This is a genomic window from Bradyrhizobium sp. DOA9 (assembly GCF_000617845.2).
GTDB lineage: Bacteria > Pseudomonadota > Alphaproteobacteria > Rhizobiales > Xanthobacteraceae > Bradyrhizobium.
The window spans coordinates 480,199-494,545 of sequence record NZ_DF820426.1; the positions used below are offsets into that span (position 1 = coordinate 480,199).

Genomic DNA, 14,347 nt, shown 5'->3' on the forward strand with positions numbered 1-14,347 from the left:
GCGACTTGAGGTTGCGTTTGGGGCGCATATCGTCGCTTCAGAAGGAGGAGCGCGATATGCAACCAATCATGATGCGTAGATTTCCGATCGTAGTTGCAACTACAATCGCAACGTCGTTCCCCGCACTCCCAGCGGATATGGCGGTGAAATCCCGTCCAGTCGCCTATTCAACAGCCTATGACTGGACCGGATTCTATGCCGGCGTGAATGCGGGTGGGGCCTGGGGTGCCTACGATCCAAGAACCTCGGCAACCGTCAGCAGCGTTTTTGCGGTTTCCCCATTCAATGGCGCGGGGGCTCAGAAGATCAGTCCCGCCGCGTTCTCTGCGGGCGAGCAGACGGGCTACAACTGGCAGGTCGGCCAATTCGTGCTTGGGATTGAGGCTGGACTGGACTATCTGCACCTCAACGGGACCGCCAACAGCGGCGCCGTGCCCTCCATGCATAATCCGGCCACACAATTCGTCATCAGTTCCTATGCTCATAGCGACTGGCTGTTCACCTTGAGACCACGGGCCGGCGTGGCCGTGAACGAATGGCTTTTCTACCTGACCGGCGGTCTGGCGTTAACCAACATCAAGGGCGATTTGCTGGTTACAGGGACCGCCCGCCGCAAGAATGGGTTGGCATCCATCGGTTCGGAGTCGGCATCCATCGATCAGGACAAACTGGGTTATGCTGTCGGCGCCGGCGTGGAGTGGGGGGTCAGCGACCGGCTGAGCCTGAAAGCCGAATATCTGTATGCCAGTTTCGGCCGGGTCGTCGCCAGTCAGACCTCGAGCAACTTTGCGCTACAACAATTCACCCAGAGTGAAGCGTTGAGCGCCGCTCTTGTTCGGCTGGGACTCAATTACCGGTTCGGCGACACGACGCCATGGTCAGGCACGAATGCGGTGACGGAAAAGGCAGCGGGGACCTTCTCCAATCTGGAGCTGGAGGCAGGAACACGGGCATGGTTCAGTTCGGGGCGTGTCGGCGCGCCGCAGCCATTGTTCGATCGCAAAGGTACCCGTCTGATGTCCCGGCTGATCTTCAGCGGGCTTGACGGGGCGAGCGGGGAGACTTTTGCGCGCATCGATCATACCAACGGATTTTTTGCGAAGGGCTTCCTAGGGGCGGGCGGGATCACTAATGGCAGCCTAAACGACGAGGACTTCCTATCAACCACTCGCGGGTATTCTAATACCTTGTCGAGCGCAAAGGGACACATCGGCTATGGCGTGGTCGATATTGGCTATTCGATGCTGCGCACACTGACGGCCAAGCTCGGACCGTTCGTCGGCTACAATTACTATGCCGAGGATATCAACACGTATGGCTGTCGGCAGCTTGCGCACAGTGGGCTCTGCGCAGATGATTCAACCAGTTTCCTGGGCATAGCCCAGGATGGGCACTACGACGCTGTGCGGATTGGCCTCAACAGCCAGTTCGTCCTGGCTGACAGGCTAAAGCTGACCAGCGAGGCAGCCTATCTGCCCTGGATCAACTTTATCGGGCAGGATGATCACAATGCACGCCAGCTCTTGCTGCCGGAGGAGGCATCGAAAGGCACCGGGATGATGCTGGAAAGCATTCTCGGGTATGACGTGAGCCATGCTTGGAGCGTGGGCATCGGCGCGCGTTATTGGGCGTACAATATGAAGAACGGCTCTACGACGTTCAACAACCTGTCGCTTGCGTCTCGGTTCGTCGACGTCCCGCCAACGCGCACGACCTCCGAGCGCTACGGCGTGTTCGTCCAGTCGAGCTACAAATGGGGCGATGCCGTGCCCGCAGCCTCGTCGACTATACCGGTAAAGGCTCAGGCGGCCGCGATGAACTGGACTAGCATCTATGTCGGCGGTCATCTCGGCGGTGGCGTCAGCAGAGATTCCTGGTCGGATCCGTTTGGCCTGACGCTTACCGGGACCGGAGGCACTAACGCCGCGGGTTTCGGCGATACGATCCGCGCGACCGGACCTGTCGGCGGCCTTCAGATTGGCGCTAACCGGCAGATCGGCAACTGGGTAATCGGCCTAGAAGGTAGCCTGAGTGCAACCGACCTGCGGGGGGAAAACACCTGCTTCTCCGGACTCGGCGGCATCAACTGCCAGCACGTCACCGACGCGATTGGCACTTTAACTGGTCGGCTCGGGTGGGCCTGGGATCAATCCCTAATTTATGCCAAGGCCGGTGGGGCATGGGCTCATAGCACCTACAATCTGCTTGGCAATACTGGTGCCCTCTCGCTTGGGATCGGGAGTGCCAGCTCCACGAGATCTGGGTGGGTGGCTGGTGCCGGACTAGAATATGCCCTGACGAATGGCTGGACCACCTTCGTCGAGTATGACCATCTGGGCTTCGATGCCGCGACCATCGCGTGGCCGACGGTAGCAGTCATCAATGCGCAGACTATCAGCGTCGGCCAGTCGGTCGATCTGTTCAAGCTGGGTGTGAACTACAAATTCGATTGGGCGAAGTCGGGAGATGCCGCGCGGTGAAACTGAGCCGATCCCACGGCTGTCTGAACAGAATCTCCGCATCAATAAGCGGATGACGTTGCGCCTCAGCCGCTCTCAGTTACGACACACCGACGCTGTAATGTAGCGCAGAATTTCGCGGATGTGGCGTATGGACAGTCTCTCGGTTGGCACCTCGATCCGGTTAGGCAAAACCAGCTACCCGGGTTGCAGCCTGTCAGAGGCGCGTGCCTCGGCACCCAAGACGGAGTTCGAAGAGATGCCGCTCAAGGTACACCAACCAATCAGTGCGATTGCGGCAGCCATGACGGCGACCAGATCATGGCGGCGATCGATGGCGAAATCGGTGCAGAAACACGCCTGTTTCTGCACATCATCTTCGTAAGTTCAAAGAAGGCAGCAGCGCGAGTTGGCGTCTACGCAGGAGGGCGACCTAGTCTGCACCGCGCTCCCGCGCCGCTAGCGAAATCAGTACGAGACGACTCGAATTTGTCCGGCGAGCGCTGTCCCTGCCCACGCTACTAACTCGGCCGGCTAGCGTTCGTCTGCCTAAAGCTGACCAGCATAGCCCGCGCGATGCTCATCCGCGGGACATGCCCCCCAAACCGTAGCAACCAGCGGGTTCATTTAAAGCTACCTGAACTGGTAATCAACCTGAGCTCGCGCCAATGTCTTAGCTTTCCGTCCTGGGTTCTATCGCCCAATGGCTTAATACCGTGCAGAGGCGCCTTTCCTCGGACGTGAGCGTCCCAATGACCGAGTGAGTGACAGCAACGGCGCTCACCCTTGTAGGACAGATACTAACAAGAAATTGAGACCCTATGTCACCACTTGAAGCGATCACCCGTTGGGTGGAAACACAAGACCCAGAGGTCCAAGGTGACATCGGGGCCTGCGCAGGATTCTATCTATTCGAAAGCGACGACGCGTTTCTTGAGCTGGGAAAGCCCAAGCAGGTTGAAGCTCTCAAGCAGTGGCTGAGCGAGTCAAATGTGCCCGCATACCGCGCCGTAGGCCGGGCCCTGCGGTTTCGGGCCTGCTTCGGGTATTTCATCGGATGTTGGTTCAGCGATGCGGAGTGGAAGGCCGCAGAGAACTTCCTGCGGAAGGTTATCGCAGAGGCTACCAGCGCCCCCAATTCGGAGGATGCTCGGTTCGCTCTCGCCCTTCAACAGAGGCTGAACGCTCTTCCCGCGCGAAAGAGGAGGTGGCGCCATGTCCGTGCGTCGTGGCGCGAGCTTGTCCAAGCCCATTTGTCGGATCAGGCGCTGCGCGATTGGAGCCTTGCCGAAGACTAGCGACCCTGGTCGGAGTGATGCAATAGCGCATCCGGCTTGCCGCGCGAGGTGCCCGGAACGATGTGTAAGGAGGTTTCTGTGAGCCGAGGTCTCGCCCGATCTCATGCTGCAGTTGGCCGCGGCGCGAGCCCAAGGCCGTCTGAAAGAATACTTCAATCGAGCGGTGATGGCGCCAAAGCTGATCGTCATCGACGAGATCGGGTACCTGCCATTCGGACGTGAGGAAGCCAATCTGTTCTTCAACGTGGTGGCCAAACGTTACGAGCGCGGCTCGATCGTGCTCACCAGCAACCTCCCGTTCACGCAATGGGCTGGCGCCTTCGCCGACGATCAGACGCTGACGGCCGCCATGCTCGACCGCCTGCTGCATCATGCCCACATCGTCCAGGTCAGCGGTGAAAGCTATCGCTTGCGCGACAAACGCAAGGCCGGTCAGGCCGCCAGGAGGGTTACCGGAGAAAAATAGGACATTGTGCTGGTCAGCCGCTACGGGCTCCGCCCTCCGCAGCTGGCCAGCACAATATAGCGCCGGGGTGGGTCAGAATTACTTCGGCGACTTCCGCGAAGGTGGGTCAGATTTATGTCGGCGTTGACATCGAGCAGACCAACGACGCCAAGTTCTGCCTGCGGGTCGTCAACGAGCGGAAGGGGCGCGGCGTCAACGACATCCTGATTGCCATGGACGATGCTCTGAAGGGCTTCCCCGAGGCGATCACATCAGCCTACCCGCAGGCGCTGGTGCAAACCTGCATCGTGCACCTGATCCGCGACAGCCTTGCCTTCGTCTCCTGGAAGGACCGCAAGGCGATCCTGCCTTCAATCAGGGCGATCTATCGGGCTGAGAGCGCCGACGCGGCGGCGCGGAGTTCGAGGCCGAATGGGGCAAGCGCTATTCAGCCATCAGCCGGATCTGGCGCAATGCGTTGGAGCACGTGCTGCCGTTCGTCGCCTTCGCGCCGGGCCTCCGCAAGAGGACCTACACGACCAATGCGGTCGAGGCACTACATCGTTCGCTGCGCAAGACCCCCGCGGCAGCTTCGCGGCCGACGAGTCGGCGCTCAAGCTGTCGTATCTCGCTCTCAGGAACGCCGGCGTTCATTAGCGGCGACCGGTCCAATTGACCGCCGCGATGGGGCAGTTCGCTATCCACTTCGGCGCGAGGTTTCCCGGAACAGCGCGCTGATGATCACAACCGACTTCACCGCGCCAACCATTGACCGAGTGGACGGAACCTTCGCCTGTCAAGCCCCGCGCCTGCGGCGCGCCGCTGCGCAGCTTCGGGGCTTGACCGCTCGGTCCGGCCAAGCAGAATTATCGGCCATGCCGTCGATGCCAGCTCTCAATGTCTCAAACGCCAAACCCACCTTCACAGAGCTTGCTTACACAAACACTTCGAACATTCCCTTCCGCGCCGCCAGACGGCAATCAACAATGCGTTCGTCACGAACTGCGCCGTCATGGCCGCGCTCATCGACCAGTCCACCACGCGGCGTGAGAGCAGGTCGATCACTGCTGCCACATAGAGCCAGCCTTCGGCGCCAGAGATCGGTGAAGTCGCTGACCCATTTCTGGTTCGGACGCTCGGCGGCGAACTGCCGGTTCAAAAGGGTGGCCGGCGCCGTCTCGAGCTGTCGACCGCCGCTGTCCTTCGGCAAGCGCCGAGGTCGCGGCCGTGCCCTCAATCCTTGCAGGCGCATCACTTGCTCAACCGGTGCAGGCGCAATCCGCCCTGTCGGCGAGCAGGTCACGATACACGCGGCGTGCGCCATAGGTGCGGTCGCTGGCGGCGAAGCTAGCCTTGCCCATGCCGCCGAGTTCCTCGCTGCGGGATCTGGCGCTGGGAGAGCGGTTCAGCCAGGCATGGAAGCCCAACCGCGAACCCCCCGGCGCATCGCATGGCCAGGCACCGGCCAGACCGCCGGTGCTTCGCGATGAAGACGAACTTCAAGTCGCTCCTACGCGAAGAAGGGCCGCGGCCTTCCTAAGAAACAGCCAATTGGCCGCCCGGATCCACTTGCAGGACGGAGCCGAATGACGTGGCACGTCGCCTCAGATTGGCGACGACGCGGCTGCGATATTGTTCCTCGTAGTGATCAGCACCCGGATCCCTGTAGGTCATGCCGTGCCGGGGTGTATTGTAGAACAGAACTGCTATTGTGCGAGCGGTCGCCATCACCGCCTCTGCCTTGCCGACGCGCAAAGCCAGCCGTCGACAAAATGCGCCAAGCGCCGTAACGCTCCGCTCAACCGTCGTCGCTGCAAAGCGCAGCAGCGCCACTGCCCGACTGGACTATCGCCGCGTGCGTGAAGATAGTTCCTTGCCACCGCAGATCTTGTTACCGGCGTGAGGCAGAGCCAGGAGGTGAAATGCTTAACGCTCGGGCCAGTCTTCAGATCCGTGCCGCACTCGCCTATGAGCTTCAACGTATAGCGCGACAATCTGGATGGGAAGCGCGCGACAATCAGGGGTTCTTCCGCACATTTGGTGCAGCATGAGCGATCGATGGTTGGATTGGTTGCCCGATCGTTCTCAAGCAGCCAGGAGGACGCGTCGACGCAATAGCGGGTAGCTTGCCCGGCCATACATTTGTCGCTTGATGGCTTTGATCCTGCTGATCTGGCCTTCGACCGGACTGGTCGTCCAGCAGGTAGTTATTGCCGCTCGGACTGCATCGATGTCGCGCGCGATGCCGTTGGCGAAGCTCTTGAGCTCGCTGTTGCCTGCTTGTGCGATCCATTCATCGAGCCCGGCGATGTCGCTACCACTGAGAAGGGAAACAAACCGCTTCGCCAGATCAGCCGCCGTGGCGAGTTCCTGAGCTTGCGCAAACAGATGGCCGAGGAACAGCCTGGCTTCAGCGTCGATCTGATCCGGATCCTGGCTCAAATACCAAGCACAGCGACGACGCGTGGGAGCTTTCCAGGTCAGATGTGGTTGTGCTGTTCCTCCCGCGTCTGCATGTGCACGCCTGTCAGCGGCCCATCGCGCGACGGTCACACGACTTCCAGTATAACCCTGTTGCCGAAGCTCCCGCCAGAGCTGCTGGCCCACTTGGCAGCCGGAGGCCCACCGCGCTTCGAGCCATGCCTCGAAGGGCGCGAGAAGATGTGAAGGTCTGTGAGGACGCGAATGCTCCGGTTCGCCGCCAGCGGCCAGCCAGCGCTGAACAGTGCGCCTGTCGACGCCGAGCAGTTGGGCGATCCTGGATGTCGGGCAACCTTGCTCGCGCAGGCGGCAGATTTCATCCCAGCGTTCGCGTCGCGCAGCCTTTCGATCCGCCCGCAACTGTGCAAGGCCGGACGGCGGCACGGAAGCGCTGGTCTTCGCTCGTTGCGCGGACGCCATGATTTGCACGGCGGCGGCTACGTTGTGACGATGGCGGCCGACCGCGTGGCGCAGGGCCTCACCCAAGCTGTTGAACAGGTGCCATCGGTCCGCCACCTGCACCGCGTCGGGCGCGCCGCAGCGTGCGCCATCAGCATAGAGTCCCGCACGATCGCGGGCGACGACCTTGATCCCCGGCCAGCGCTTCAGCCAGCTCGCAACACTGTCAGCGTTACGATCGGGAAGCAGATCAAGCACGCAATTGCGCTCCAGATCGCAGATGATCGTTCCATATCGCTGGCCACGACGCCAAGCCCAATCGTCGATTCCGACGACGGTCGGAGCAACGAAATCCGGCAACGGGGCCGAGTGAATCATTCGGAGCAAGGTGTCGCCGCTGACCGGCATGGCCAGTTTGCGCGCCAGGCGTGAGCCGGGCTCTCCGCCGACCGCAAAGCCGATCGCCAGTTGGCTCTCGCCGAGGCGGGTTGTGCGTCTTGCTTTCGGCCGCACCGTTGCCGGTAGTCGCTCGGTGAATATCCGACGCGGGCATTGCAGATTCGCGCATCGAAATCGTCGCGCGTGAAGCCGGATTTCGACAACCCGACCCTGCCAGGGCAGATCGGCTAAGCGTCGCACGTAATGGCTGTGGACGCGACCCGTCTGGCAGCCGCAACAGGGACAGAGCGAGACCGCTGACTTCGGCCGAGCTACGAGCACCACCCTGTTGGTCTGGGGAAGGATCTCGACAATCGAAAGCTCGGAGGAAACCAGTGAGCGGAAGGCTTGGAGCAAGGCGAATCACGGGCGTCGACTGCGATTCCGACCTTATGCCCTTATTTGCACTGTCCGTGAATCCTGCACCCTGCACCAAATGTGCGGAAGAACCCCTGATTGCCGCGCCGCATTCAACGCGAGCGATGGGCCGAATCCATGTATCTCTGTCAGATCAACGCCGACGACGCCGTATAGCGCGGTCCTGACGTCGAACGGCGGTGTGCCTGCTGGGTCTTTGCCCGCGGCCTGGAGAGCTTGCCGATCGGCTTGGCTCCTTTGTCAGTCAGCGCCGTGATCAAGGATTCCAGCTTGCTGTCACAATCGAGCATCTTCGCCTGGTAGGTGTTGTAGAGCTCTAGCGACTGAGTCAGTGCGAAGGCATGTTCGTCCCCGATCTGCCTATCAATGCGGCGCGGATGGTGTCGATGGAAGAATTACAGCGCACGTCACGGTTGGTCGCCAACACGTCAGGATTCCGCTCGCCTGCGAATAGCTCGGATAATCCGCATCCGAGTCGCGCCTGCGATGTCGGAGACAACTTGATGAAGTTGCAAGTTCATCTCTCATCAAGGCCTTCTGCGTGTGCTGGATATGAGCGGCTGCATATTCGACTAACCGCTCTCGCTAGCGGAGATAGGCGAGTAGCGTCGCGATATCGGCATCAGGCCGGAAGCTGCCGAGCAGCAAACCGTAGGAATGAAGCTGGCGTGGCCAAGCGGCGTCACTGGCATCCGTTTTGCGTCCAGGCACGTTCTTGGCGTAACGTGCGTTGACGAGAATGACCTCGAACCCTCGCTGTTCGAGTATCTCGTAGACCCGGGATCCAATAGACCCCCGTCGATTCCATCGCGACACTGATCACGCCGCACGCTTTGAACCAATCCGTCAGTTCGTGCAGGTCCTGCGTGAACGTACCAAACGCACGCACCGGCTGATCGGTGCACCCTGGCCATGTGAATTTTTGACCCAATGTGGAGCGTCGCGGCTCCGACGTTGACCGGCTTTAATTCCGAGCGGCACCGGCAGGCGTCCTCGGCATTGCAACTCCTCCTTCCAGTCATGGGAATGAAGGGTCTGGGTTATGCCAATCGTCATCTTCAATCGGGATCGCCGTCCGAACAGCGTCACCATTCTCAGGTTCCCATCCACCCATGGACCAAGTTTGTTAACGGGGACTGTGCCTCCAATAAGCTTACGGTCGCTACCCTCCAAGTCGAGAAGATAGCATCGGCGCTGGCTGTTTCTACCGCGCACAGGCGGGCCGGGGCCGTGATGGATATCCCGCTCGGCCTCCAGCTTGGCGACCTCACGGCGCAACCGCTCGAGCTCCTGCTGCTCAGGCTTCATCTGCCCATGGTCGGGAAAGGTCTGCACCGGGTCAAAGCCGAACTGTTTGATCCACTTGCACAGCACATTCTCATGCACATCCAGCTCGCGGCCGGCCTGCCCACCGACACCCCGCGTTCCCTGACAAGATTGACCGCCTCGATCTTTAACTCGCGACTGAACTTCCGTCTCTTCATCGCCCACCTCAGACTTCAAGAAACACGTAATCTCGGCATCCACCAAACCGGCAGCAGCTCACTCCGTCGTAGAGTGAACTCATTTTTGCAGTTAAGCTTCACTGCTGTTCATTTGATTTTCATGCGCGGTAAGATCGAGTTGGCGGTTCCCGCCTTTTGCGGCCCAAAGCGGCCGGCCAGACTGTGGCATTCGCAGCGCGGTTTCCCGCAAACGAGCTCGCCTGCAGTACAAAATCCGCCCATCTTCCAATATGCGTCGGCGCAAGGCATGCTCGGCTCCGCAGGATCCAGTCCTTCGAGCGACACACAAATGCGTGGACGCGATGCTGGCATAGAGATTGCTGATGCGCTTACAGAACTACGCTTGACCAACTGCAACTCTGCAATTCTATCCAGCCTCCAATGGGAATGACCGCATGCACGCTTCAGCTAAATACGGCACTAGCAGGATTGGCATGCTCGCTCGTCTCGGCGATACCATGCCGGCCATCGCCGGGCACAACGGCTGCGGCACTTCAGGCTGCGGCGGCCAGGCAAAGTGCAAATCGCAGACAAGTCAAGGGGATCTGCCGGCCCGCATCTGGGACAACGTGAAAGCCCACCCGCGCTATAGCGAGGACGCGGATCATAACTACGCGCAAATGCACGTCGCTGTAGCGCCCGCTTGTAACATTCAGTGCAACTACTGCAATCGCAAATGCGACCGCACTTGCGAGCCGCGCCCGGGCGTGGTCAGTGAACCGCTATCGCAGGAACAAGCCGCCAAGAGGGCATTCGAGTTCGCCTCAATTCTCCCGCAGCTGACGGTGTTCGGAACCGCCTGCCCGGGCGATGCATTGGCGAATTCCGAGAGCACCTTCAAAATGTTCGAGTTAATCAAGAAAACGTCGTCCGGCAGCGCGATTTCGGTTGCTTGAGGAGACATCCATGCCATTCAAGATCATATCCTCTCAATGTACGAGCTGCTCCGCGTGCGAGCTGGAATGCCCGAATGCAGCCATTTTCGAGCACCGAGGCACGTTCGCAATCGATCCAAAGAAGTGCACTGAGTGCATCGGGCACTTCGACCAGCCGCAATGTGTGGCCGTTTGTCCGGTCGACAGAACATGCATCATCGATACCTCGCTGCCGCGCTACCAGGCACCTGCTCGGAGCGCATGAAATCGCGCAGCCCGTTGGCCGCTCCGCGGCTGTAGCGACGGGAGCCTCCCTATGAACAACGACGCGTACGACGGCGAGGAGGTCGAACTGACCGCACCGCCGTTCTTCCGCTATGGTGAGAAGGTGCGGGCGACGCGTACCATTTGAAATGATGGGACGTTTGCCGGCAAAGAGATAGGCGACATTATCGCTATGAAGTGCGAAATCGGCTACGTCGTGTCCATCGGCGCCTTCCTCCAGAGATACTACATCTATGCGTTGATTTTCATGCAGAGGCCACCGCGTCGGAATGAGGTGCAAGGAGCTCGACCGCGTTGCGCCGAGCGACAGCGTTCATGATGCCGCACCGGCCATTGACTGTCGATGCCGCCCCTGACTCATACACTCAACGCGCAGTTTGCCGACATTTAAGGGCCTCAGCCGGATTGCGCAACGACTGCTTCTCTTCCAAGGCCTCAGCTGACGATTTTCTCGCCGGCCCCGGCCAATGGGCGAATTACATTGCAGTGGGGCGCTCTGATGCGCGCTTGCCCAATTGAGCGAGGGGGGGGGGCGCTGAGTCGCTTCCGGGACAACGCCTCCTGCCGCGCGGGGCTTGATAATGATGTCGAGGGCCACAGACAGACCCGAGCTGAACGACTCGGCGCATCTGGACGCCTTTAGTTGCAGCGAGTGTCCGGACGATCCGCTTTGACGCTGCCGCGATCACGCCCTGCAGGTACTGGCTGAAAGCCGCAGCACCAGATATTCTCCTCGTTCTGAAGTCGAGACTTATGTGCTGCATGCGCCGGCGTCCAGCTGCTGCGCTGGATTAAACGGGAGGCACAAATACGTTTTAAGCACAATAGCAGGCGAATGTAGGTTCGATCAGGTCCGGCGAGCACGTCCGGGGTTCGACGCGCGGCGGTGCCTCCGCGGCAGAAAGAGTGGGCCCGCCTGCACAGACTTCCCGTGCTTTCCTGACCAATGACTAGCCAACAGGGCTTTCGCGATAGGGCACGCACTCGTCAGCCCATACGAGGACGACCAGGGATGTACCAGAGCATTAGCGCGGTCAGTCGCCGCCGCATCGACATCGGCTCGCTTTATCCCGTCGGCTTGTCGTTGGTGCGGCGAGGCGCACCAGAACGTGACGGACGCCCTGCCATCCGGACGGCGCCTCACGCTCGCCTTGCGGCAGGACTCTGGTGCGCACGGCCAGCCGAAACACGCAATTTTCTCTACTCCGCAGAGCAACTTGTCTGATACCTAATAGCGCCCTGGCTTCTCTGGCTGCGGCGCAGCTTGCAACGCCGGAGTGGCCCAACCGCTTTGCGAGCTCGCTCGGCACCTTAGTCCGTGCGCAGGCAACGGCACATCAATTGCAATCTCGATGCAGCAACACGGTGGGGGATGAGATTCGCCTGGCGGCTCGATACCCCTACCGAACCAGCGGGTCACTACGTCTGAGAAGACCCACTTTCACGCGAGAAGCGCGGTACCACTGACCGCCGCTAGATGGAGTATAACATGTCGTCACTGAGACAAATCGCATTCTACGGCAAAGGTGGTATCGGAAAATCGACCACGTCACAGAACACGCTCGCGGCGCTTGCCGAGATGGGTCACAAGATCCTGATCGTCGGCTGCGATCCCAAGGCGGACTCGACCCGCCTGATCCTGCACGCCAAGGCGCAGGACACCATTCTGAGCCTCGCGGCCAACGCCGGCAGCGTCGAGGACCTCGAGATCGAGGACGTCATGAAGGTCGGCTACAAGGGCATCCGCTGCGTCGAGTCCGGCGGTCCGGAGCCCGGCGTCGGCTGCGCCGGCCGTGGCGTTATCACCTCGATCAACTTCCTGGAAGAGAACGGCGCCTATGAGGACATCGACTACGTCTCCTACGACGTGCTCGGCGACGTCGTCTGTGGGGGCTTCGCAATGCCGATCCGCGAAAACAAGGCGCAGGAGATCTACATCGTGATGTCCGGGGAAATGATGGCAATGTACGCGGCGAACAACATCTCCAAGGGCATTCTCAAATACGCCAATTCCGGCGGCGTGCGCCTCGGCGGCCTGGTCTGCAACGAACGCCAGACCGACAAGGAGCTGGAGCTCGCGGAAGCGCTGGCCAAGAAGCTCGGCACCCAGCTGATCTGCTTCGTGCCGCGCGACAACATCGTACAGCACGCCGAGCTGCGCCGCATGACGGTGCTGGAATATGCGCCGGACTCCAAGCAGGCAGATCACTATCGAAATCTTGCATCAAGGATCCACAACAACAAAGGGAAAGGCGTCGTTCCGGTCCCGATCGGCATGGACGAACTTGAGGATATGCTGATGGAACATGGCATCATGAAAGCAGTGGACGAGAGTCAGATCGGCAAAACCGCCGCGCAGCTTGCGACGCCATAAGCATCCTGCCGGCCTCCTCGCCCAGGGGAGGCCGGCGATACGGCGGGCCTGGATAGGCTGGGATACACTCTTTGACCAAGAGGCAACCCCATAAAATCGACGCATCGGGCCCAGTATCACCTCAGCCGAAGTCGTAGTGCAACAGGGCGGATTCGACGTCTAGCCTGCCGATAGTACGCAGTCTGGCCGAGGCCGACCTGAGCGCCGAAGACGATGTCGATCGTCATACACTCGCCTCAATCTTGGTCGTGCTGCATTAGATGGCGGCTCGATCGTAGAGAGCATTGTCCTTCCCGAGAACGCCCTTAAAGCGCTCCTCGCCTGCCACGTCCCAAGGGCCCCGGTTGGCACCTTCACGTGGGCATCAACCTCGGACGCCGATCAGGAGACCGTCGTGCTTCGCGGCCTCCTGCTTGCGCAGCGCTCGACGATCGGCGACGTCGGCTATTAAGCCGGCAGCAATAGTGGCCCGACGCGCAATGGAGCCGAACCACATCTGTCAGGATTCCGGACTGCGCGAGCGTCCGGCGCTTTTGCGCCTCCTGACGCGCCATTTTGCACCACTGACTGTCTGGAACACCGCAAATATGCGCTCAAGCCATTCTTCTATCGCCTACTCTGCGAAAGAGGCGCCTCCGGCGAGGTGCACCATGTCGGTTTGCACGCAATGCTGCTTCAGGCGCCGCTTCGACAAGGAGAGCGGCGAGAGCCGCTTGCCTCACGCAAATCGGACCGTTAACGATGCGACTGTGCCTCAAGCGATGGGGAGTCTGGCACAGCGACACAAGAATTCCGCCACCTGCGCGGTGCCGGCCCTGTCTGACACGCTAGCACGTCATTCTCGCTGAGTGGCTAACGTCCCGAAATCGCGGCGAGTCACAAGCAATCTGCTTGCCGGGGATTCTGTGACCCGCCTCGATCGCGCACGTCCACCGCCGTACCGCCAAATTCACGCTCCTTTCCGGGCTCGCCCCCTTGCGACAGATGTGTGTTGCCACTGTCGCAACCATCTGTCGAGACCTCGCAAATGTTGTGACTAATCATCGTACAGCTCAGCAAGGCGGCATCTGCCGAAGATTCCTTCGCATTATTCGACGTCGACTACGATCCGAAGGTGGTCAACTTGGCCCGCTATTCTCGGACGAATGGGTCAGTATCTCGCTAGGCAGGATTTCGCTGGTGCGGCGGATGCGATCGTCGCGAAATGGTACAAGACTGTCCTCGAGCGCGCTTATGCAGACTTCGTCATTTCGCCGCCCATTGAACGGCGCGTGTTTCAAAGTTCCGACGGATGCTGTCGCGCCGCAACGACGCCTGTGCCTGAGTTGGTGGATCCGCACACTCAAATAGACCGCATTGCCGCATTCTCTACCGCGCTGCGCTGCCTACTCACTACATCCGCTGCCTAAC

General features: G+C 60.4%; 10 protein-coding genes and 5 pseudogenes. 11 read left to right on the forward strand and 4 right to left on the reverse strand.

Annotated features, from left to right (window positions below; translation table 11 throughout):
• Positions 1 to 56: 56 nt before the first annotated feature.
• The 4 genes and pseudogenes from BDOA9_RS35415 to BDOA9_RS40300 form a co-directional block, all read left to right on the forward strand.
• Complete coding sequence (locus BDOA9_RS35415; RefSeq protein ID WP_152033747.1) at positions 57 to 2,480, forward strand: outer membrane beta-barrel protein; 2,424 nt, start codon at positions 57 to 59, stop codon at positions 2,478 to 2,480.
• An 800-nt stretch (positions 2,481 to 3,280) separates the two neighbouring features.
• Entirely contained in the window at positions 3,281 to 3,757 is a 477-nt protein-coding gene (locus tag BDOA9_RS35420) for a hypothetical protein (RefSeq protein WP_025038656.1), read from the forward strand.
• A 97-nt stretch (positions 3,758 to 3,854) separates the two neighbouring features.
• Positions 3,855 to 4,223 (forward strand): annotated as a pseudogene (locus BDOA9_RS35425) (ATP-binding protein); the annotation flags it as partial.
• A 116-nt stretch (positions 4,224 to 4,339) separates the two neighbouring features.
• Positions 4,340 to 4,844, forward strand: a pseudogene (locus BDOA9_RS40300) (transposase); the annotation flags it as partial.
• 315 nt (positions 4,845 to 5,159) lie between these two features.
• Here BDOA9_RS40300 and BDOA9_RS39810 read toward each other — a convergent pair.
• The 4 genes and pseudogenes from BDOA9_RS39810 to BDOA9_RS38570 all read right to left on the reverse strand — a co-directional run.
• Positions 5,160 to 5,738: pseudogene (locus BDOA9_RS39810) on the reverse strand (DDE-type integrase/transposase/recombinase); the annotation flags it as partial.
• Positions 5,739 to 6,184, reverse strand: a pseudogene (locus tag BDOA9_RS37420) (transposase); the annotation flags it as partial.
• A 103-nt stretch (positions 6,185 to 6,287) separates the two neighbouring features.
• Positions 6,288 to 7,877: an ISL3 family transposase gene (locus tag BDOA9_RS35430; protein WP_082848001.1), complete on the reverse strand. Its 1,590-nt coding sequence runs from the start codon at positions 7,875 to 7,877 to the stop codon at positions 6,288 to 6,290.
• Between the two features lie 1,257 nt (positions 7,878 to 9,134).
• Positions 9,135 to 9,382 (reverse strand): annotated as a pseudogene (locus BDOA9_RS38570) (transposase); the annotation flags it as partial.
• 416 nt (positions 9,383 to 9,798) lie between these two features.
• Here BDOA9_RS38570 and BDOA9_RS35450 point away from each other — a divergent pair.
• The 7 genes from BDOA9_RS35450 (at position 9,799) to BDOA9_RS37435 (ending at position 14,346) form a co-directional block, all read left to right on the forward strand.
• Positions 9,799 to 10,299, forward strand: a complete 501-nt coding sequence (locus BDOA9_RS35450) for a hypothetical protein (RefSeq protein WP_042337043.1) — start codon at positions 9,799 to 9,801, stop codon at positions 10,297 to 10,299.
• A 10-nt stretch (positions 10,300 to 10,309) separates the two neighbouring features.
• Positions 10,310 to 10,543 carry a 4Fe-4S binding protein gene (locus BDOA9_RS37425; RefSeq protein ID WP_082848038.1) on the forward strand — a complete coding sequence of 78 codons (234 nt, stop codon included), beginning with the start codon at positions 10,310 to 10,312 and terminating at the stop codon, positions 10,541 to 10,543.
• 192 nt (positions 10,544 to 10,735) lie between these two features.
• Positions 10,736 to 10,882, forward strand: a complete 147-nt coding sequence (locus BDOA9_RS40305) for a hypothetical protein (RefSeq protein ID WP_445291838.1) — start codon at positions 10,736 to 10,738, stop codon at positions 10,880 to 10,882.
• Between the two features lie 1,170 nt (positions 10,883 to 12,052).
• The gene (nifH, locus tag BDOA9_RS35460) at positions 12,053 to 12,937 is read left to right on the forward strand and encodes a nitrogenase iron protein (protein ID WP_025038662.1); all 885 of its coding nucleotides are present in this window, start codon (positions 12,053 to 12,055) and stop codon (positions 12,935 to 12,937) included.
• Positions 12,938 to 13,416: 479 nt separating this feature from the next.
• Positions 13,417 to 13,785, forward strand: coding sequence for a nitrogen fixation protein NifQ (locus BDOA9_RS40310; RefSeq protein WP_445291839.1), 369 nt, complete (start codon positions 13,417 to 13,419; stop codon positions 13,783 to 13,785).
• A 194-nt stretch (positions 13,786 to 13,979) separates the two neighbouring features.
• Complete coding sequence (locus BDOA9_RS39965; RefSeq protein WP_256375440.1) at positions 13,980 to 14,102, forward strand: nitrogenase-stabilizing/protective protein NifW; 123 nt, start codon at positions 13,980 to 13,982, stop codon at positions 14,100 to 14,102.
• Positions 14,083 to 14,346: a nitrogenase-stabilizing/protective protein NifW gene (locus BDOA9_RS37435; protein ID WP_082848002.1), complete on the forward strand. Its 264-nt coding sequence runs from the start codon at positions 14,083 to 14,085 to the stop codon at positions 14,344 to 14,346. Before BDOA9_RS39965 ends, BDOA9_RS37435 begins: the two co-directional genes overlap by 20 nt.
• The last annotated feature ends 1 nt before the right edge of the window (position 14,347 follow it).

What these genes read in the sequence shown, in the direction of transcription:
- BDOA9_RS35415 (WP_152033747.1), top strand. Translation starts at nt 57, where the DNA reads ATGCAACCAATCATGATGCGTAGATTTCCGATCGTAGTTGCAACTACA.
- BDOA9_RS35420 (WP_025038656.1), top strand. Translation starts at nt 3,281, where the DNA reads ATGTCACCACTTGAAGCGATCACCCGTTGGGTGGAAACACAAGACCCA.
- BDOA9_RS35450 (WP_042337043.1), top strand. Translation starts at nt 9,799, where the DNA reads ATGCACGCTTCAGCTAAATACGGCACTAGCAGGATTGGCATGCTCGCT.
- BDOA9_RS37425 (WP_082848038.1), top strand. Translation starts at nt 10,310, where the DNA reads ATGCCATTCAAGATCATATCCTCTCAATGTACGAGCTGCTCCGCGTGC.
- BDOA9_RS40305 (WP_445291838.1), top strand. Translation starts at nt 10,736, where the DNA reads ATGAAGTGCGAAATCGGCTACGTCGTGTCCATCGGCGCCTTCCTCCAG.
- nifH (WP_025038662.1), top strand. Translation starts at nt 12,053, where the DNA reads ATGTCGTCACTGAGACAAATCGCATTCTACGGCAAAGGTGGTATCGGA.
- BDOA9_RS40310 (WP_445291839.1), top strand. Translation starts at nt 13,417, where the DNA reads ATGGAGCCGAACCACATCTGTCAGGATTCCGGACTGCGCGAGCGTCCG.
- BDOA9_RS37435 (WP_082848002.1), top strand. Translation starts at nt 14,083, where the DNA reads ATGGGTCAGTATCTCGCTAGGCAGGATTTCGCTGGTGCGGCGGATGCG.